Here is an 18025-nt window from a genome sequence, read left to right on the forward strand (position 1 = left end):
TGCCGTCGATCGTAACCTTGGCCCATGATCGACGACGACCGTTTTCTGGGCAGCATCCTCGCCGGCGCCGTCGGGGACGCCCTCGGAGCGCCAGTCGAGTTCCTCGCCATCGAGACGATCCGCCGCCGGTTCGGGCCGGACGGCACCACCGGTTACGAGGAGGAGTACGGCGGCCGGGGCACCATCACCGACGACACCCAGATGACCCTGTTCACGCTGGAAGGGCTCATCCGGGGACACCGCGGCGACCACGCGGACCCCTTCGCGGCCATGCAGCACGCCTACCAGCGCTGGCTCCACACGCAGGCGATCGAACCGGACTGGGCACGCAACGGCGGCGCGTTCGCCACGAAACCCCAACCGGACGGCTGGCTGATCACCAACACCGGCCTGTTCGCCCTGCGCGCGCCCGGCAACACGGTCACGCAGGCGCTCCGCTCGTTCGCCCGGGGCAACCCGCGCGGCTCGTTCGCCAACCGCCTCAACAACTCCAAGGGCTGCGGCGGTGTCATGCGGGCCGCCCCGTACGCGCTGCACGGCGAGGACGGCTTCGCGCTGGCCATCGGCAACGCACTGCTGACCCACGGCCACCCGAGCGGCTTCCTGTCCGCGGGCGCGCTGGCGCACCTCGTGCACCTTCTCCTGCGGGACGCCTCGCTGCCGGACGCGATCGCCGCGACGAGGGCGAAGCTGCTCGCGTGGGAAGGGCACGAGGAGCAGGTCGCGGCACTCGACGCGGCCGTGGCGCACGGCAGGCCCACGCCGGAGTCGATCGCCGACCAGCTCGGCGGCGGCTGGACCGGGGAGGAAGCCCTCGCCATCGCCGTCGCCGCCGCGCTCGCCGCCGAGGACATGCGGGACGGGCTCCTGCTGGCGGTGAACCACTCCGGCGACAGCGACTCGACCGGAGCGATCTGCGGCAACATCCTCGGTGCCGTGCACGGCACGACGGCGATCCCGCCGGAGTGGCTCGCCGAGCTGGAGCTGCGGGCCGTGATCGAGCAGGTGACCAGGGACGCGCTCGCCGAGTTCGGCGACGCGCCCCCGGCCTGGGGTGACCGCTATCCGGCCTGGTGAGCGTGGGCGTCCAGGACGTGCGCCACCGACTCGGTGACGCGCTTGGCCTGCGGGATGTGCAGCCACTCGTCCGGCACGTGCGGGTTGCTGTCGTTCCCGAGCGCGCCCGTGACCACGAACTGCGCGTTCGGGTACGCCTCCGCCAGTGACCCCATGAACGGGATCGAGCCGCCGAGGCGCATGGTCAGCCACTGCCTGCCGCCGAACACCGTCTCGCTCACCGCGTCGAGCGCGTTCCGCAGCCACGGCGCGGTGGGCGGCGCGTTCCAGCCGGGGCCCTCCTCGGGCGCGGACAGGGTGACCTGCGCGCCGTAGGGCACGTCCGTGGTCAGCGTCCGCTCGACCGCGGCGAGCGCTGCCTTCGGGTCGACCGACGGCGGCAGGCGGAAGGACAGCTTCAGCGTGGTGAACGGCCGCAGCACGTTGCCCGCGTCCTCCGGTGCGGGCAGGCCCGCCGCGCCGATGACCGACAGCGTCGGCTGCCACGAGTTGGCGACCATCAGCCGGTAGTCGTCGTCCGACGCCGCCGACATGCCGTCGACCAGCGGGAACGCCGACTTCACCGCGCCCGGGTCGAGGTCTGCCAGCGCCTTCATCTCCGCGTCGCGCTCCGGCGGGATCTCGCCGTGCAGCTCGGGCAGCAGGATCTCGCCGGTGGCCGCGTCCTCGACGCGGTCCAGCAGCTGCCGCATGATCCGGAACGAGCTGGGCACGATGCCGCTGGCCGAACCGGAGTGCTGGCCCGACTCCATGACCCGCACGGTCACGGTCGTCGACACCAGGCCGCGCAGCGACGTGGTCAGCCAGAGCCGCTCGTAGTCCTGGCCGCCGGAGTCCAGGCACACGACCAGCGAGATGTCACCGAGCCGTTCCCGGTAGGCGTCCAGGTAGGCGTCCAGGTCGGGGCTGCCGGACTCCTCGGACAGTTCCAGGAGCACGAGGCAGCGCGCGTGCCTGCCGCCCGCCGCCCGCAGCGCCTCGATCGCGGCGGACGCCGCGTAACCGGAGTAGCCGTCGTCCGCGGCGCCGCGCCCGTACAGCCGGTCGCCGCGGACCACCGGGGTCCACGGGCCGAGGCCCTCCGACCAGCCACCGACCGGCGGCTGTTTGTCCAGGTGGCCGTACAACAGGACGGTCCCGCCGTCGGCGGGCATGCCCTCGGACGCGGGCACGTCCATCAACACCACGGGGGTGCGTTCGGGCAACCGGAGGATCTCGACCGTCGCGCCCGGGATGTCGCGGGCGGCGAGCCAGTCGCGCACGTGCTCGGCGGCGGCGTCGAGGTGGCCGTTCTCGGCCCACTTCGCGTCGAACGCCACCGACACGGCGGGGATCCTCACCAGCTCGGACAGGCTCGGCAGGATCTCCGCGTCCCACGTCCGGTCAACTGTTGTTCGTACCTGTGCGTCGTCCACCCGGCGATAGTGCCACTACCAGGCATCGCGCAGCACAGTGTGCTCCGGCTCCGGATCGGACACCGGTCTGGGCGCGATCGACGAGAGGATTTCCTCGGCCGCCTGTGCGGCCTCGTCGAGGGCCTCCTCAGCCCTGCGCACGCGCTCGGTTCGCCAGTCCGCCATTACCGCAGCGTAGTTCGCCTCCGGTGGTCGTCGAGCGAAGACGACTACCATGGCCAGTGACGCAGATCACTTCGGGCAGTGGGGTGGTCGGCCGGACGCCGGAACCGGCGCCACGCGGAGCCCGGGTGACGTGGTCCCCGCGACGGCTCTGAGCTGCCGCGTTCACTGCCCGCCAGGAGGTGGTCACGCACCGGCCGATGAAGGTCCTAAAGTCGGTTGTCCTACGGTTTCCGCAGCTCAGCGGCTCGCGGACGGCCAGATGCCGACGTTCGGACCTCACCGGATCGAGCTAGCGCATGCCAGGATGAGTGCCGAAACCGTCAGCGCCAGCGACGGTCGAACCGCCCTCTACCCCGGGCAGGTGACCGCCGGTGGCGCGGCCGCGCGGACGCCACAAGCGAACGCCCGGCGTCGACAACTAGGAGAACGCATGTCGTCCCCAGAACAGTGGACGCACCCGGAGCCCGGAGTCGGACCGGCCGCCACCGCGGCCAAGCCGACCGCGGAACAGGTGATCGCCGGATTGCGCGCAACGAGTGAAGGTGGCCCGGAGCTGGTACAGCTCCTCACGCCGGAAGGCGAACGGGTCGCCGACAGCCATTGGGACCCCTACGTCGCCGACGTCACCGCCGAGGACCTGCGGAACCTGTACCGCGACATGGTCCTGACGAGGCGGGTGGACCGTGAGGCGAACGCGCTGCAGCGGCAGGGGCAGCTCGGCATCTGGGTGCCGCTGCTCGGCCAGGAAGCCGCGCAGATCGGTTCGGGCCGGGCACTGAAGCCCCAGGACATGGCGTTCCCGAGCTACCGGGAGCACGGTGTCGCGTGGACCCGTGGCGTCAAGCCGACGGAGCTGCTCGGCATCTTCCGCGGCACCGACCACGGCAGCTGGGACCCGATCGCGAACCGCTTCCACCTGTACACGATCGTCATCGGCAACCAGGTGCTGAACGCGGCCGGTTACGCGATGGGCCAGCGGTTCGAGGGCAAGGTCGGCGACGACGACGGCGAGGCCACGATCTGCTACTTCGGCGACGGCGCCACCTCGCAGGGCGACGTGCACGAGGGCTTCGTGTGGGCTTCGGTGTACGACGCGCCGCTCGTGTTCTTCTGCCAGAACAACCAGTGGGCCATCTCCGAGCCCACCGAACGCCAGTCGCGGCTGCCGCTGTACCAGCGCGCACGCGGCTACGGCTTCCCCGGCATCCGCGTCGACGGCAACGACGTGCTCGCGACCCTGGCCGTCTCCCGCTGGGCGCTGAACGAGTGCCGCCACGGCAACGGCCCGGTCCTGATCGAGGCGTTCACGTACCGCATGGACGCGCACACCACGACCGACGACCCGACCCGCTACCGGCTGTCCGACGAGCTGGAGGCGTGGAAGCTGAAGGACCCGATCGAGCGGGTGCGGGTGCACCTGGTGCGCCACATGGACACCGAGAACGAGTTCTTCGACCAGGTACAGGCGGACTCCGACGCGCTCGCCGCCGAGCTGCGCGAGTTCTGCCAGAACATGCCCCAGCCGGAGCACGGCCGGATCTTCTCCGAGGTCTACGCCGAGGGCAACCCGGTGCTGGAGGCGCAGCGCGACAACTTCCTCCAGTACGCGGCGGGGTTCGACGGGGGTGGGCACTGATGGCGGCGCCAGTCATGAACAAGTCAGAGCAGTCGATGAAGACCCAGACCGTCACGCTCGGCAAGAGCCTCAACCTCGGCCTGCGTGCCGCCATGGAAGCGGACCCGAAGGTCATCGTCATGGGCGAGGACGTCGGCAAGCTCGGCGGCGTCTTCCGCATCACCGACGGGCTGCAGAAGGACTTCGGTGAGCAGCGCGTGCTGGACACGCCGCTCGCGGAGTCCGGCATCGTCGGCACGGCCGTCGGCCTCGCCATCCGCGGCTTCCGGCCGGTGTGCGAGATCCAGTTCGACGGGTTCATCTTCCCCGCGTTCGACCAGATCGTGTCGCAGGTGGCGAAGCTGCACTTCCGCAGCCAGGGCAAGATCAACCTGCCGATGGTGATCCGCGTGCCGTTCGGCGGCGGGATCGGCGCGGTCGAGCACCACTCGGAGTCGCCCGAGTCGTACTTCGCGCACACCGCTGGCCTCAAGGTCGTCTCGTGCTCCAACCCGGTCGACGCCTACTGGATGATCCAGCAGGCCATCCGGTGCGACGACCCGGTGCTGTTCTTCGAGCCGAAGCGGCGCTACTACGAGAAGGCGGAGCTGGACTTCGACGCGAAGCCGGAGCCGCTGTTCGCCTCGCGCGTGCTGCGCAAGGGCACCCACGCGACCATCGCCACGTACGGCCCGATGGTGAAGACGTGCCTGGAGTCGGCGGCCGCCGCGGCCGAGGAGGGCAAGGAGCTGGAGGTCATCGACCTGCGCACGCTCTCCCCGCTGGACCTGACGCCCGTGTTCGACTCGGTGCGCCGCACCGGTCACCTGGTGGTCGTGTCGGAGGCGCCGTCCGAGGCGTCGCTGACGTCGGAGATCGCGGCACGCGTGCAGGAGGAGTGCTTCTACTCCCTGGAGGCGCCGGTCCTGCGCGTCACGGGCTTCGACACCCCGTACCCGCCGTCGAAGCTCGAGGAGGAGTTCCTCCCCGACCTCGACCGGGTGCTGGACGCCGTCGACCGTTCGCTGGGCTGGTGAGGCATGCCTGACTTCAAGGTGTTCCCCCTGCCCGACACGGCGGAGGGCCTGGTCGACGCCGAGATCCTGACCTGGCACATCAAGCCGGGCGACGAGGTGGCGGTCAACCAGATCATCGTCGAGATCGAGACGGCCAAGGCCGCGGTCGAGCTGCCGTGCCCGTGGGCCGGGGTCGTCACGGAACTGCACGCGGAGCCGGGTCAGACGGTCAACGTCGGCGAGCCGATCGTGACGATCGACGTGGACCCGGGCGGCGCCGCGGCGCCGCCCGCGCAGGAACCCGCCGCCGCCACGCCCGCCGAGACGAACGGGCAGGCCATGCTCGTCGGCTACGGCCCGAAGGCGTCGACGGCGAAGCGGCGGCCGCGCAAGAACGCGGCGCCCGCCCCGGTCGCCACCGCGCCGCCGCCGGTCGCGGCACCGGAGCCGGTCACCGTGCCGGACTCCCCGGCCGCGCTGGTCGAGCCTGCGTCGCTGGTGCCGCTGGCGAAGCCGCCGGTGCGCAAGCTGGCCAAGGACCTCGGCGTGGACCTGCGGTCGCTGGCCGGCTCGGGTGTGATCACCCGCGAGGACGTCGAACGGGCGGCCCGCGGCCCCGCCACCCCGGTTGTTCCGTCCGGCGAACGCGAACGGCGGGTCCCGGTCAAGGGCGTGCGCAAGATGACCGCGCAGGCCATGGTCGAGAGCGCGTACTCCGCCCCGCACGTGACCGAGTTCCTGACGGTCGACGTCACGCCGATGATGGAGCTGCGGGCCAAGCTGAAGACGCACCCCGCGTTCCGCGACGTCAAGATCACCCCGCTCACGTTCGCCGCGAAGGCCGTGTGCCTGGCGGCGAAGCGGACGCCCGACATCAACTCGGTGTGGGCGGGCGAGGAGATCGTCTACAAGGACTACGTGCACCTGGGCATCGCGGCCGCGACGCCGCGCGGCCTGGTGGTCCCGAAGATCCGCGACGCCGACGGCATGTCGCTGCGGGAGCTGGCGGTCGCGCTCGATGCGCTGACCAACACCGCCCGCGACGGCAAGACGACACCCGCGGACATGCTCAACGGCACGTTCACCATCACCAACGTGGGCGTGTTCGGTGTGGACACCGGCACACCGATCATCAACCCGGGTGAGTCCGCGATCCTCGCGCTGGGCGCGATCAAGGACATGCCGTGGGTGGTCGACGGTGAGATCAAGGTGCGGAAGGTGTGCCAGCTGTCGCTGAGCTTCGACCACCGCGTGATCGACGGCCAGCAGGGCTCACAGTTCCTGGCGGACGTCGGCGCCATCATGGCCGACCCCGCCATGGCCATCACGTTCTGACGACTGGGGCGTGCCGTTCGCGGCACGCCCCACCCAGAACCGTTCGAATCCGCCATCCCTCCGCGCGCGACTCCCTATGCTCGGAACACGAGCGTCCGCGAGGGGGAAATCGATGACGTCACCAAAAATCCGGCTCGCCGTCATGGCGGCCGTCTCTGCCCTAGCACTCACCGCCTGCGACAGCGAACCCACCCCGCCCGTCACGGGTACCTCGACCACACCCATCCCCAGCACACCAACGGATCCCGAGAATCAGGCACCGAAGGTGCGCAACCCGCTCGACATCAAGAAGTTCGTCGACGACCCGTGCAGCAGCCTCACCGCCACCCAACTGGCTGACCTGAAGCTCATCGACCCGGAGGTGAACCGCGGCGACGACGCCTACGAAGCCGAGGTCGGGTGCAACTACAACCTGAACCCCAAGAACACCCTGACGGCGTATGTCAACTACTTCCCGCGCATCAAGAACGGGCTGACCTACATCTACACCGACCGCCGCCCGGCAACCCCGAGCCCCCACTGGACACCTACCGAGATCGACGGCTTCCCGGCCGTTGTTCATGCCCCATCGAAGGACCGGACCCGGTGCCACGTCGATGTCGGCACCAGCGACACCACCTTCTTCGACGTCACGTATTACTACTATGACTGGAACGACTGGGATGGGCGGGACACCTGCGCCGCGGCGAAGAGCATCGCCACCGCCGTGCTGACCACCATCAAGGCCGCCAACTGATTCCGGGCAACAGTCACGCACGTCGGTAGTCGTCGAAGAACGGCACCTTGTCCGTGAGCGGCGATTCGCCGTAGCTCTTGTACTCGCGCACCTGGCGAATCTGATCGAGACGGCGGCGCAGCGAGTCGCCGAGATCCGTCAGTGCCTCGGCGACCTCACGCTCGATCTGCTCGACGTTCTTCAGGTACTCCCTCACGACGTCGCGGAGGTAGTCCTTGTTGCCGACGACCAGATCCTTCTTCGCCGAAGCGGTCTTGACCGCCTCACCGGCCATCTCCACGGCCGTCGCGCCGAGCAGGACTGCGGCGGTCACACCACCCGCGCCAGCCGTCAGAACGGTGGCCGCCGCGGCGACGATGCCCGTGACGACAATCGACTTCACGTCGGCCGAAATCTGGACATCCGCCGGGGCGGGACGCGGACACAACCGAATCAGCCCCTCCATCAACGTGACAACGTCCTCCCCGGCCTTGTGCATGATGGCCCGGTATCGCACGAGATGCTCGGCCACCGCGTACAGGCAGTTCTCCGTCCGCATCTGATAGTCGAGGAAGTCACGCTCATACTCGTGGGCCCAGAGGTCCTCGCGTGCCACCCATGACTTGCGCATGACCAGCCAGTTGATCCGGGTGTCGGTGACGTCCATGTACTTCATGTCCGGGACAGGCCACGGTTCCTGGTCCTTCTTGGTTTCGGTGGTCTCCGTTCTCGGCATGCTCGGGGCACCTTCCCGATGCCAGGTCAGTACGCCGTCCACCAATTTGACGAACGTCTCCTCGATTACCTCGGTGTCGATTCCGCACACCGCCTGGGCGGGCCTGAAGAAACACCCGGGGTCGCCCGCGAAGTCCTCCAGCACCGAAACCGTGTCGTAGATGTTGGCCTGGTCGTCGAGCCGGGGAACCCGGTACGCCATCTCCAGATCCGACGGCGGCGAACCGGTGGCGCCGCGCTGGCGGTAAATACGCGGGCCGTCGTTCGACTCCGGTTGAAGGAGGTACTGAATCCATGCGTTCAGTTCCGCCGCCACCTCGGCCATCCGCGGGTTGATCTCGGCGCGGATGCCGTCGACGGGAATCGGTTCGCAACCGGGAGGCAGGGCCATCGCTACCACTCCCGCTTCGCGTCGAGCTCGCGATGAATGGCGAGGAAACGATCCGCGTTGGTGAGATCCGTACGCACGGCCTTGTCGATGTGCGCCACCAGCGCTTCCCGGTAGTTCTGCAACGACGCGGCCAGCTGTTCCTGGTCACCGGCCAGTTCGCCGACCTGGTAGACGACCTCGTTCAGGAAAGTGCTGATCGCGGGCCGCACGTGGCCGTTTCCCTCGCCCCCGAACCATCCCGGCGTCTGCTGGTCGTGCGCGGCCTTCGCCTGGTCGTGGGCCGCCCGGTAGGTACCGGCGACCCGCTGCACATCCCGGACCACAGGGTCCAGGTAAAGCTCGATCCCCTCCGCCATGTGCGGCGTCGAAATCATGTAAACCTTGGTCGGATCCATCTCCGCACCCATGCGAAAACCCTCCCCAGATAACGCATGATGCACTGCCGGTCACATCGTGTCACAGCGGTACGGCTCGCATGACCGGTTCACGTGAGTCGCCCTGTCAGGGGCGGGGGAGGTCGAAGTAGTTGATCAGGCCCGCCGCGAACGCGATGTCGCCCTTGACTTTCACCTTGCCGCGCATGAAGAGCATGGCCACGTTGACGCTGCCCGTGACCGCGCGCAGGAAGTCCGTCGGCGCGAGGGTGAGCGTGACGCGGGCGTCGGCGGTCGGGGACTGGCCGGACCTGCAGGTGCCGTTCTCGATCACGGTCTCGAAGCGGTCGTAGCCGCCGGGGCCCGCACCGCCGGACAGGCGCCAGTGCACGACCGCGTTCAGCGTCGCCGCCTTCACCGGGTCCAGGTGCTCGCCCATCCGGCGGAAGATCTCGCCGAACACGACCGTCCGCAGGTGCGGGTGCTCCATCAGGTGCTCGAGCTGCGCGGCGGAGGCCCTGGAGACGAACCAGACGAACGTGTCCGTGCGCATCGCGGCCAGCTCGATGCCCGTGCCGACCCGGCCCAGCATGTCGAGCACGTCGATGAGCTGCACGAACTGCTTCTCGTCGAGCCGCACCGGATCGACGGCACGCGCGAAGGCGTCGATGTCGACCGTGCTGTCGACGACCGGACCACTCAGCGTCGACGCGGCCGGTTTGCGTCTGAATCGCATACGCCACCTTATCTACTGGCGGGTAACGCTACGTTCGACTCTGTACGCTGGCAAGGATCGATCGACTGAGGAGGATCGGTGACCGTGGAGGAACGGCGGCGAGTCAAGCGACTCCCGCGCGAGGTTCGCGAGCGGCAGATCCTCGACGCCGCGGTCCGGGTGTTCTCCGACCACGGCTACCACAACGCGTCGATGGACGAGATCTCCGACGTGGCCGGCGTGTCCAAGCCGATGATCTACGCGTACCTGGGGTCGAAGGAGGACCTGTTCGCCGCGTGCATCCACCGCGAGGCGACCCAACTGCTGGCGGCCGTCGCGGCGGGTGTGCGCACCGAGTTACCCGCAGACATGCAATTGTGGCACGGTCTCGGCGCGTTCTTCGAGTACGTCGGCGCGCACCGGGAGAGCTGGCGGGTCCTGCACCGGCAGGCCATCTCGCAGGGTGGGCCGTTCTCCGAGGAACTGCTCGACATGCGCCGCCAGGCGATCAGCCTGGTCGACACGCTACTGGTCCGGGTCGCCACCAAGGAGGGCCTGGAGCGCGGCGCCACCGAGTCGCTCGCCGCGGCACTGGTCGGCGCGGCCGAGTCGCTCGCGGACTGGTGGCTCGACAACCCGGACGTGCCGAGCCGGGCCGTCGCGTCGCGGCTGATGAACCTCGCGTGGATCGGTTTCGGCGGCCTCGTCGAGGGCACCACCTGGCACCCGAGCGAAGGCTAGGGTTCCAGGCTGGTCAGCAGCCTGCGCAGCACGTCCGCCAGCGCGTCACGGTCCTCCTCGGTCAACGCGGCCAGGATGCGGTGCTCGTTCGCCACGTGATCGGGCAGCGCACGGTCGATGAGGGCACGTCCCTCGTCGGTCAGTGACACGTGGACGACCCGCCCGTCGGTCGGACTGGGCGTGCGCGCCACCAGACCGCGAGCCGCGAGCCGGTCCACGCGCTGGGTGACCGCGCCGGACGTGATCATGGACGAGCGCATCAGCTCGGCGGGGGTCAGCGGCCGGTCGTTGCGGCGCAGCGTCGCGAGCACGTCGAACGACGGGCGGTCCAGGTCGTGCTCGGCGAACGTGCGGTTCAGCTCCGTGTCGAGCACCCGGGCCAGCCGGGAGAGCCTGCCGATCACGCCCATCGGCGAGGCGTCGAGGTCCGGCCGGACCGCCGCCCACTGCTCGAGCACCATGTCCAGGTGGTCACCCATGCGGACACCTTAGCGGTGAGATAACTCCTTGCAGTTCTCTTAGCGCTGAGATACTTTGTCTTAGTGCTAAGCAATCGACTCCTGCTCACTGCGGTCGCGCCCATGGTCTGGGGCACGACCTATCTGGTGACCAGCGAATTCCTGCCGCCCGACCGGCCGCTGCTGGCGGCCGTCGTCCGCGCTCTCCCAGCCGGGCTCCTGCTCATCGCCGTCACCCGCAGACTGCCCACCGGCGACTGGTGGTGGCGGGCACTCGTCCTCGGCACGCTCAACATCGGGGCGTTCCTCTTCCTGCTGTTCGTCGCCGCGTACCGGCTGCCCGGCGGCGTCGCGGCCACGGTCGGCGCGATCCAGCCGGTGCTCGTCGGCGCGCTGTCCGCCGGTCTGCTCGGCGAGAAGCTGCGGACCCGGACCGTGGTGGCGGGCGCCGCCGGGGTCGCGGGCGTGAGCCTGCTGGTGCTGCGTGCGGACGCCCGGCTCGACACGATCGGCGTGCTCGCCGCGGTCGGCGGCGCGGTCGTGATGGCGTGCGGCGTCGTCCTCGCGAAGCGGTGGCGCTCGCCCGCGCCGGTGCTCGCCACCACCGGCTGGCAGCTCACCGCGGGCGGGCTCGTGCTGGTCCCCGCGTTGTTCCAGGTCGAGGGCCTGCCGTCGGCGGTGACCGGCGTGAACGTCGCCGGCTACGCGTACCTGTCGCTGATCGGCGCCGCGCTCACGTACTCGCTGTGGTTCCGCGGGATCGGCGCGATGTCGCCGGTGAAGGTCACGTTCCTGACGCTGCTCAGCCCGCTCGTCGCCACCGTCCTCGGCTGGGTGGCGCTCGGTCAGGGGCTCACCGCTCCCCAACTGCTCGGCGCGCTGCTCGTGCTCGCCGCCGTCATCGCTCCCCAGCTCGTGAAGGAGAAGAAGCCATGCGCATCACCGTCTTCGGCGCAACCGGTGCCGTCGGCCGCGAGGTAGTCGCGGAGGCCCGTGCCCGCGGGCACGAGGTCCGGCCCGCCAGTCGTGCCACCGGCGTCGACGCGACCGATCCGGCGCACGTCGCCCGGCTCGCCGCCGGTCAGGACCTGGTGATCAGCGCGACCCGGCCCCAGCCAGGGCAGGAACCGCAGCTGGTGGCCGCGGCCAGCGCGTTGTTCGCTGGGTTGCGGGGCAGCGGCGTGCGGCTGTTGCTGGTCGGCGGTGCCGCCACCCTGCGCAGACCGGACGGGGTTCTCGTGCAGGACGCCCCGGACTTCCCGGCCGAGCTGCTGCCCATCGCGAACGCGTGCGCCGACCAGCTCGCGGTGTGCCAGGGGCAGGTCGCCGTGGACTGGGCTTACCTGAGCCCGCCCGCGTTCCTCGACGCGGGCCCGCGCACCGGCCGCTACCGGCTCGGCGCGGACGACCTGGTCGTCGACGAGTCCGGCACGTCCCGGATCACGAACGCGGACCTGGCCGTCGCGTTGCTCGACGAGGCGGAACGGCCGAAGCACCACCGCACCCGCTTCACCGTGGGCTACTGATGGTCCCCGTCAGGTGCGGCTTGCCGTCCTTTGCACCGAAGAGATCGAACCGCCACCCGTCGTCGGTCTCGGCGGCCGCGAAGCCGACCTTCGCCGGTAGCAACACGGGGAGCTTGAACGCCACGTCGACCGTGTACGCGTCCGGCAGGCGGCCCTCGAACGCCGCCAGGCAGCGGGCCTTCGTCCACATGCCGTGGGCGATCGCGCGCGGGAACCCGAACATCTTCGCGGTCATCCGGTACAGGTGTATCGGGTTGCGGTCGCCGGACACCTCGCCGTAGCGGCGGCCGATGTCGTCCGGTACGTGCCAGACGGCCGTCGGCGCGGGCGGTTCGGTCCGTTCCGACCTCTCCGACCTGCCGGTCCCACCGCCACGGCGCAGGTACGTCGACACGTCGGTCCACACGACCTCGCCGTCCACCAGCGCCTCCCCGACCACGTCGAACTGCCGGCCGCGTGGGTGGTCGCGCAGGTTCTCCAGGTGGACGCGCAGGTCGAACGACTCGCCGACGCGCAGCGGGCGGGACTGCGTGATCCGGTTCGCCACGTGCACCGACCCGACCAGCGGGAACGGGAAGTCGCCGCCCGCCATCAGCTTGATCTGCAGCGGGAAGGTGAGCAGGTGCGGGTAGGTCGCGGGCAGCTCGTCGGACAGCCGGAACCGGCACACCCGGTTGTACGCGGCGAGATGCGCGGGGTCGGTGCGCACGCCGGACAGCGTGTAGACGGTGTCCGGCAGCTCACCACCCTTGCGACGGAAGCCTGTGAGCACGGCCTTCGGGTACAGCACCCGCAGGCTCGGCGGCGACGACAGCTCGACCATCACGCCCCCAGGAGGCTCTGGCCGCACACCCGCACGACGTTGCCGTTGACCGCCGCCGACGCGGGACTCGCGTACCAGGCGATGGTCTCGGCGACGTCGACCGGCAGGCCGCCCTGTTGCAGGCTGCTCATGCGGCGACCCGCCTCGCGGATGAACAGCGGCACGGCCGCGGTCATCTTGGTCTCGATGAACCCGGGCGCGACCGCGTTGATCGTGGCGCCGCGCTCGGCGAGCACCGGCGCGTACGCGTCGACCATGCCGATCACGCCCGCCTTGCTGGTGCCGTAGTTGGTCTGGCCGTTGTTGCCCGCGATACCGGCGATCGAGGAGACCCCGATGATCCGGCCGTTGGGCTTCAGCACGTCCTCGGCGAGGAGCGCGTCGTTGACCGCGAGCTGGCTGGACAGGTTGACCGCGAGGACGGCGTCCCAGGCGCCTTCCTTCATGTTGGCAAGTCGCTTGTCCCGAGTGATGCCCGCGTTGTGGACGACGACATCGACGCCACCGTGCCGTTCCCGCAGGTACTTCACGAGCTGGGCGGGCGCGTCGGCGGCGGTGATGTCGAGCTGGAGCGCGGCGCCCCTGATCTCGTTGGCGACGTCGGACAGCTCGGCGCCCTGCGCGGGGATGTCGAGCGCGACCACGTGCGCGCCGTCGCGGGCCAGCACCTCGGCGATCGACGCACCGATGCCACGCGACGCACCGGTGACGAGCGCGACCTTGCCCGCGAGCGGCCGCTCCCAGTCGTCGGGCGTGAGGGTGTCGCCGCCGTGGGTGCCGATACGGATGACCTGCGCGTCGACGAACGCGGACCTCGCGGAGAGCACGAACCGCAACGTCGACTCGGCCGCGGCCTCGAACCCGGGCGCGACGTACACGAGCTGGACGGTGGCGCCCTTGCGGAGTTCCTTGCCGACAGAGCGGGTGAAGCCCTCGAGCGCCCGCTGCGCGATCGCGTCCCGGCCGGTGCCCGACGGCGGCGTGCCCAGCACGACGAGACGGGCGCAGGTGCCGATCTTGCGCATGAGCGGGTGGAAGAAGTCGTACAGCTCGCGCAGCCGGGCGGGGTCGTCGATGTCGGTGGCGTCGAAGACCAGCGCGGCGTACTTCTCGGCGTCCGCGACCTCGTCGGTGCCGGTCGCCTTCAGCACCGCGTGCACGGTGTCGGTGAGCCGTCCCTTGCCGCCGACGATGGCGGGCCCGTCGAGCGCGGGCTGCCCCGGCGCGTGGCGTCGCAGCGGTGTCGGGTCGGGCAGTCCGAGCCGGCGGACGAGCTGCCGACCGAGGCCGGACCGGGCAAACTGCTGGTAGCGGTCGGTCATGATGCTCCGCATCTGAGAAGTTCGGGGCCTCACTCGACGCCAAGCCTACTCGCGAGTAGGTTAGGAGTGCCAGCCGGGACCAGTTCGCAGGGGTGTGATCGAGACATGACGCGCAAGGTGGCGATCGTCGGCGGGAACCGGATCCCGTTCGCGAGGTCGAACAAGCACTACGCCACGGCGTCGAACCAGGACATGTTCACCGCGGCGCTCGACGGGCTGGTGAGCCGCTTCGGCCTGCAGAACGAGCGGCTGGGCGAGGTGGCCGCGGGCGCGGTGCTGAAGCACAGCCGCGACTTCAACCTGGCCCGCGAGAGCGTGCTGGGCTCGAAGCTGTCCCCGGAGACCCCGGCGAACGACGTGCAGCAGGCGTGCGGCACCGGCCTGCAGGCCGTCGTCCAGGTGGCGAACAAGATCGCGCTGGGCCAGATCGAGTCCGGCGTGGCGGGCGGCGTGGACACCACGAGCGACGCGCCACTGGGCGTGAACGAGGACCTCCGCCAGGTCTTCCTGGAACTCAACCGGGCGAAGTCGGTCGGTGCTCGCCTGAAGGCACTGGCGAAGATCCGCCCGACGCAGATCGTGCCGGACATCCCTCGGAACGCGGAGCCGCGCACGGGCCTGTCGATGGGCGAACACGCGGCGATCACGGCGAAGGAGTGGGGCGTCACCCGCGAAGCCCAGGACGAGCTGGCGGCGGCGTCGCACCAGAAGCTGGCGGCGGCGTACGAGCGGGGCTTCTTCGGCGACCTGCTCACGCCGTACCTGGGCCTGACCCGGGACGCGAACCTCCGCGCGGACTCGACGGCCGACAAGCTCGCCACGCTGAAGCCGGTGTTCGGCGGCAAGGACGGCACGATGACGGCGGGCAACTCGACCCCGTTGACGGACGGCGCGTCCACGGTCCTGCTGGCCTCGGAGGAGTGGGCGAAGGAACGAAGCCTGCCGATCCTGGCGTACTTCACCCACTCGGAAACGGCGGCGGTCGACTACGTCCACGGTCACGAGGGCCTGCTGATGGCCCCGGCGTACGCGGTGCCGAGGATGCTGGCCCGCGCGGGTATGGCGTTGCAGGACTTCGACTTCTACGAGATCCACGAGGCGTTCGCGTCGCAGGTCCTTGCCACGCTGGCCGCGTGGGAGGACGCGGACTTCGCGAAGACCCGCCTTGGCGTGGACGAGCCCCTTGGCGCGATCGACCGCTCGAAGCTGAACGTGAACGGTTCGTCGTTGGCGGCGGGCCACCCCTTCGCCGCGACCGGCGGCCGAATCGTGGCCACGCTGGCGAAGCTCCTGCACGAGAAGGGCACCGGCCGAGGCCTGATCTCGATCTGCGCGGCAGGCGGCCAAGGCACAACAGCCATCCTGGAAGCCGCCTGACAGCTCGGTTTCGCCGGACGGGCAGATCTCGGGGAGGGCCTTCCGATTCAGGCGTGCTGAGATCTGGCAAGGATGGGTGCTGCCCTCCGGGGGGTCCTCGCCGGACGGGCTGATCTCGGGGAGGGGCCTCACGATTCGGGCCTGCTGAGATCTGGCAAGGATGGGTTCCTGCCTGCCCTCCCGTCGACCTCCCTCCGGGCTATCACACCGCGTCAAGGGGGCCATCACCTTGGCATGGGGGTGTTTCGGGCTGGCCCCCTTGACCCGGTGTGATCGGGCTTCGCCAGGTCGACGGGAGGGCAGGCAGGCCATCTTTGTGGGCTAGCGCCCGGCTTGTGCACGGGGCTGGGGGCCGGCTTCGCGGGCAAGCCACCGAGCGAAGCGAGGTAGGCCGCCACTCAAGAAAGTTCCCACGCTGGGTCGGAAGCGACCGCACCGTGGGGGGTTTGGGGGGCTCGGCCCCCCAAGATGATGACGAAGGGGTGGGCGCGAAGACGCAAAGCGTCGAGCACCCATATGGAAACCCCGCAGTGCTGCCAGGTCGGGGGTCCGCCAGCACTACGGGGTCAACCGGAACATCGTGGGGGGAGCCACGGGTGTTACACGGGTTCGAAGAAAGTTTTTTGGTTACCGGATGCCGGCGGCCTGGCGCTGGGCCATGATCAGGATCTCGTCGCGCATGGCCGGGGTGGCGGCGGTGGCGATCGCGTGGTTCACCGCCCGGCGGTTGCGGGACTCGACGCGGCGGGCGCGGAGCTTGGCGGCGATGTTCATGGTGGTTCTGCGCTCCTCTTTGGTTTCTTCGCTGGTTCCTCAGCTACTGACCATTATGCCTCTTCCAACGCAGCAAGTCACCCGTTTATTCGGTGAAGCGGGGCACACTCCGGTGAATCATCGGTGACATCTCGCTGACACAGGATGTGGGACGATCCTACGATCCAGCTCGATGCAGGCCTATACGACTCTCTAGAGTGAGGACTAGAGAGCCGGATAGAGCGTGAGTCAGTCGTCCATGTTCAGCAGGTACCGGCCGAAGTGCGGCACCGTGAACGCGATGCGGCCGCGTTCGGCCGAGAAGATCAGGCCCTTCTTGATGAGGCTGTCGCGGGCCGGGGACAGGGACGACGGCTTCCTGCCCAGGTGGGAGGCGATGTCCGCCGTGGCCGCGCCCTCGTCGGTCTTGCCCTTCGTCAGCTCGGCCATGGCGCGCAGGTACTCGCGTTCCGCGGGGGTCGCTCGTTCGTAGCGGGAGCCGAAGAAACCGACCGCCAGCTCCGCCTCCGCTTCCGGGGCGGCCACGGCGACGTCCTCCGCGGTGATCGGGTCGCTCGGGGCCGCGTCCCACGCCGCCTTGCCGTACGCCTGGATGAAGTACGGGTAGCCGCCCGCCGCGTCGAACAGGGCGTCCAGGGCCTCGTCCGTGATGCCCGCGTCCTCACGGGCGATCGGGGCGACCACCGCCTGGTCGGCGTCGGTTCGGTCGAGGCGGTCGATCCGCACGTAGCGGAAGAGGCGTTCCGAGTAGGACTTCGACGCCGACAGCACCGCGGGCAGGTGCGGCAGGCCCGCGCCGACGACCACGAACGGTGCGCCGGACTGCGACAGCTCGTGGCACGCCGCGCACAGGGCCGACACGTCGTCGGCCATGACGTCCTGCATCTCGTCGATCAGCAGCGCCACGCCCGTGCCCACATCCTGTGCCAGCTCCGCCACGTCCGTGAACAGCTCGACCAGGTCGATCTCGATGTCACCCGAGTCAGCGCGGCCCTGCGTCGGGGGCACGTCGATGCCCGGCTGCCACCGGTCGCGCAGCTTCGAGTCGCTGGGGCTGGCGCGCAGCGCGAACGCCTTCAGCACACCGAGTACGTCCTCGACACGGTCCGGTGCACGATGCCGCACGGCCAGGTCGCGGACCGCTCGGTGCAGTGCGGCCGACAGCGGGCGGCGGAGACCGGCGTCCGGCCGGGCCTCGATCTTGCCCGCGCCCCAGCCGCGGCGGATGGCCATGGAACGAAGCTCTCCGAGCAACACCGTCTTGCCGACGCCACGCAGGCCGGTCAGCACGAGGCTGCGCTCGGGTCGCCCGCGGGCCACCCGTTCCAGCACCACGTCGAACGCGGCGACCTCCTTCTCGCGGCCCGCCAGTTCGGGGGGTCGCTGTCCGGCTCCAGGGGCGAACGGGTTGCGCACCGGGTCCACGCATCAGACCGTATCCGGGTTTCTAG

General features: G+C 69.9%; 19 protein-coding genes. 9 read left to right on the top strand and 10 right to left on the bottom strand.

Annotated elements, in window-relative coordinates:
- The first annotated feature begins 24 nt into the window (after positions 1-24).
- Positions 25-1077 (top strand): ADP-ribosylglycohydrolase family protein, encoded by a 1053-nt coding sequence (locus tag ACIBVP_RS25495; protein ID WP_396108819.1) that lies wholly within the window; start codon positions 25-27, stop codon positions 1075-1077.
- On the opposite strand, the gene ACIBVP_RS25500 is transcribed toward ACIBVP_RS25495, so the two are convergent.
- Complete coding sequence (locus ACIBVP_RS25500; protein WP_396108820.1) at positions 1062-2492, bottom strand: M20/M25/M40 family metallo-hydrolase; 1431 nt, start codon at positions 2490-2492, stop codon at positions 1062-1064. The genes ACIBVP_RS25495 and ACIBVP_RS25500 overlap by 16 nt on opposite strands.
- Before the next feature lie 15 nt (positions 2493-2507).
- Complete coding sequence (locus ACIBVP_RS25505; RefSeq protein WP_396108821.1) at positions 2508-2657, bottom strand: hypothetical protein; 150 nt, start codon at positions 2655-2657, stop codon at positions 2508-2510.
- 430 nt (positions 2658-3087) lie between these two features.
- Between ACIBVP_RS25505 and pdhA the strand changes: the two genes are divergently transcribed.
- The 4 genes from pdhA (at position 3088) to ACIBVP_RS25525 (ending at position 7359) form a co-directional block, all read left to right on the top strand.
- Entirely contained in the window at positions 3088-4293 is a 1206-nt protein-coding gene (gene pdhA, locus ACIBVP_RS25510) for a pyruvate dehydrogenase (acetyl-transferring) E1 component subunit alpha (protein ID WP_396108822.1), read from the top strand.
- Positions 4293-5309: an alpha-ketoacid dehydrogenase subunit beta gene (locus tag ACIBVP_RS25515; RefSeq protein WP_396108823.1), complete on the top strand. Its 1017-nt coding sequence runs from the start codon at positions 4293-4295 to the stop codon at positions 5307-5309. The genes pdhA and ACIBVP_RS25515 overlap by 1 nt, the downstream gene beginning before the upstream one ends.
- Before the next feature lie 3 nt (positions 5310-5312).
- Positions 5313-6623: a dihydrolipoamide acetyltransferase family protein gene (locus tag ACIBVP_RS25520; protein WP_396108824.1), complete on the top strand. Its 1311-nt coding sequence runs from the start codon at positions 5313-5315 to the stop codon at positions 6621-6623.
- Between the two features lie 112 nt (positions 6624-6735).
- Entirely contained in the window at positions 6736-7359 is a 624-nt protein-coding gene (locus tag ACIBVP_RS25525) for a DUF3558 domain-containing protein (protein WP_396108825.1), read from the top strand.
- A gap of 13 nt (positions 7360-7372) precedes the next feature.
- Here the strand turns inward: ACIBVP_RS25525 and ACIBVP_RS25530 are convergent, their stop codons facing one another.
- From ACIBVP_RS25530 to ACIBVP_RS25540, 3 genes are all read right to left on the bottom strand, one after another.
- A complete protein-coding gene (locus ACIBVP_RS25530) occupies positions 7373-8464 on the bottom strand; it encodes a hypothetical protein (RefSeq protein WP_396108826.1) in 1092 nt (363 codons plus the stop codon).
- 2 nt (positions 8465-8466) lie between these two features.
- Entirely contained in the window at positions 8467-8871 is a 405-nt protein-coding gene (locus tag ACIBVP_RS25535) for a hypothetical protein (protein WP_396108827.1), read from the bottom strand.
- 94 nt (positions 8872-8965) lie between these two features.
- Complete coding sequence (locus tag ACIBVP_RS25540) at positions 8966-9574, bottom strand: SCP2 sterol-binding domain-containing protein (RefSeq protein WP_396108828.1); 609 nt, start codon at positions 9572-9574, stop codon at positions 8966-8968.
- Positions 9575-9652: 78 nt separating this feature from the next.
- Here ACIBVP_RS25540 and ACIBVP_RS25545 point away from each other — a divergent pair, with 78 nt between their 5' ends.
- Complete coding sequence (locus ACIBVP_RS25545; protein WP_396108829.1) at positions 9653-10294, top strand: TetR/AcrR family transcriptional regulator; 642 nt, start codon at positions 9653-9655, stop codon at positions 10292-10294.
- Here ACIBVP_RS25545 and ACIBVP_RS25550 read toward each other — a convergent pair.
- Positions 10291-10773, bottom strand: coding sequence for a MarR family winged helix-turn-helix transcriptional regulator (locus ACIBVP_RS25550; RefSeq protein WP_396108831.1), 483 nt, complete (start codon positions 10771-10773; stop codon positions 10291-10293). The two genes, ACIBVP_RS25545 and ACIBVP_RS25550, sit on opposite strands and share 4 nt — an antisense overlap.
- 63 nt (positions 10774-10836) lie before the next feature.
- Between ACIBVP_RS25550 and ACIBVP_RS25555 the strand changes: the two genes are divergently transcribed.
- A complete protein-coding gene (locus ACIBVP_RS25555) occupies positions 10837-11733 on the top strand; it encodes an EamA family transporter (RefSeq protein WP_396108833.1) in 897 nt (298 codons plus the stop codon).
- On the top strand, positions 11685-12278 hold the full coding sequence (locus ACIBVP_RS25560) for an NAD(P)-dependent oxidoreductase (protein WP_396108834.1): 594 nt from the start codon (positions 11685-11687) through the stop codon (positions 12276-12278). The genes ACIBVP_RS25555 and ACIBVP_RS25560 overlap by 49 nt, the downstream gene beginning before the upstream one ends.
- Here the strand turns inward: ACIBVP_RS25560 and ACIBVP_RS25565 are convergent.
- Both ACIBVP_RS25565 and ACIBVP_RS25570 read right to left on the bottom strand, forming a co-directional pair.
- On the bottom strand, positions 12262-13101 hold the full coding sequence (locus tag ACIBVP_RS25565) for a MaoC family dehydratase (RefSeq protein ID WP_396108969.1): 840 nt from the start codon (positions 13099-13101) through the stop codon (positions 12262-12264). The genes ACIBVP_RS25560 and ACIBVP_RS25565 overlap by 17 nt on opposite strands.
- Positions 13101-14423: a 3-oxoacyl-ACP reductase gene (locus ACIBVP_RS25570; protein ID WP_396108835.1), complete on the bottom strand. Its 1323-nt coding sequence runs from the start codon at positions 14421-14423 to the stop codon at positions 13101-13103. The genes ACIBVP_RS25565 and ACIBVP_RS25570 overlap by 1 nt, the downstream gene beginning before the upstream one ends.
- Before the next feature lie 105 nt (positions 14424-14528).
- Between ACIBVP_RS25570 and ACIBVP_RS25575 the strand changes: the two genes are divergently transcribed.
- Positions 14529-15800: an acetyl-CoA C-acetyltransferase gene (locus ACIBVP_RS25575; protein WP_396108836.1), complete on the top strand. Its 1272-nt coding sequence runs from the start codon at positions 14529-14531 to the stop codon at positions 15798-15800.
- Positions 15801-16427: 627 nt separating this feature from the next.
- Here the strand turns inward: ACIBVP_RS25575 and ACIBVP_RS25580 are convergent.
- Complete coding sequence (locus tag ACIBVP_RS25580) at positions 16428-16574, bottom strand: hypothetical protein (protein ID WP_396108837.1); 147 nt, start codon at positions 16572-16574, stop codon at positions 16428-16430.
- A gap of 228 nt (positions 16575-16802) precedes the next feature.
- Positions 16803-17999, bottom strand: coding sequence for an AAA family ATPase (locus ACIBVP_RS25585; protein ID WP_396108838.1), 1197 nt, complete (start codon positions 17997-17999; stop codon positions 16803-16805).
- Between the last annotated feature and the right edge of the window lie 26 nt (positions 18000-18025).

The organism is Actinophytocola sp. NPDC049390 (assembly GCF_044466355.1).
Classification (GTDB): Bacteria; Actinomycetota; Actinomycetes; order Mycobacteriales; family Pseudonocardiaceae; genus Actinophytocola.

Coding starts and splice junctions, on each gene's coding strand:
- ACIBVP_RS25535 (WP_396108827.1), bottom strand. CDS start 8,871: ATGGGTGCGGAGATGGATCCGACCAAGGTTTACATGATTTCGACGCCG.
- ACIBVP_RS25505 (WP_396108821.1), bottom strand. CDS start 2,657: ATGGCGGACTGGCGAACCGAGCGCGTGCGCAGGGCTGAGGAGGCCCTC.
- ACIBVP_RS25550 (WP_396108831.1), bottom strand. CDS start 10,773: ATGGGTGACCACCTGGACATGGTGCTCGAGCAGTGGGCGGCGGTCCGG.
- ACIBVP_RS25580 (WP_396108837.1), bottom strand. CDS start 16,574: ATGAACATCGCCGCCAAGCTCCGCGCCCGCCGCGTCGAGTCCCGCAAC.
- pdhA (WP_396108822.1), top strand. CDS start 3,088: ATGTCGTCCCCAGAACAGTGGACGCACCCGGAGCCCGGAGTCGGACCG.
- ACIBVP_RS25520 (WP_396108824.1), top strand. CDS start 5,313: ATGCCTGACTTCAAGGTGTTCCCCCTGCCCGACACGGCGGAGGGCCTG.
- ACIBVP_RS25525 (WP_396108825.1), top strand. CDS start 6,736: ATGACGTCACCAAAAATCCGGCTCGCCGTCATGGCGGCCGTCTCTGCC.
- ACIBVP_RS25540 (WP_396108828.1), bottom strand. CDS start 9,574: ATGCGATTCAGACGCAAACCGGCCGCGTCGACGCTGAGTGGTCCGGTC.
- ACIBVP_RS25560 (WP_396108834.1), top strand. CDS start 11,685: ATGCGCATCACCGTCTTCGGCGCAACCGGTGCCGTCGGCCGCGAGGTA.
- ACIBVP_RS25575 (WP_396108836.1), top strand. CDS start 14,529: ATGACGCGCAAGGTGGCGATCGTCGGCGGGAACCGGATCCCGTTCGCG.
- ACIBVP_RS25570 (WP_396108835.1), bottom strand. CDS start 14,423: ATGACCGACCGCTACCAGCAGTTTGCCCGGTCCGGCCTCGGTCGGCAG.
- ACIBVP_RS25530 (WP_396108826.1), bottom strand. CDS start 8,464: ATGGCCCTGCCTCCCGGTTGCGAACCGATTCCCGTCGACGGCATCCGC.
- ACIBVP_RS25495 (WP_396108819.1), top strand. CDS start 25: ATGATCGACGACGACCGTTTTCTGGGCAGCATCCTCGCCGGCGCCGTC.
- ACIBVP_RS25515 (WP_396108823.1), top strand. CDS start 4,293: ATGGCGGCGCCAGTCATGAACAAGTCAGAGCAGTCGATGAAGACCCAG.
- ACIBVP_RS25565 (WP_396108969.1), bottom strand. CDS start 13,101: ATGGTCGAGCTGTCGTCGCCGCCGAGCCTGCGGGTGCTGTACCCGAAG.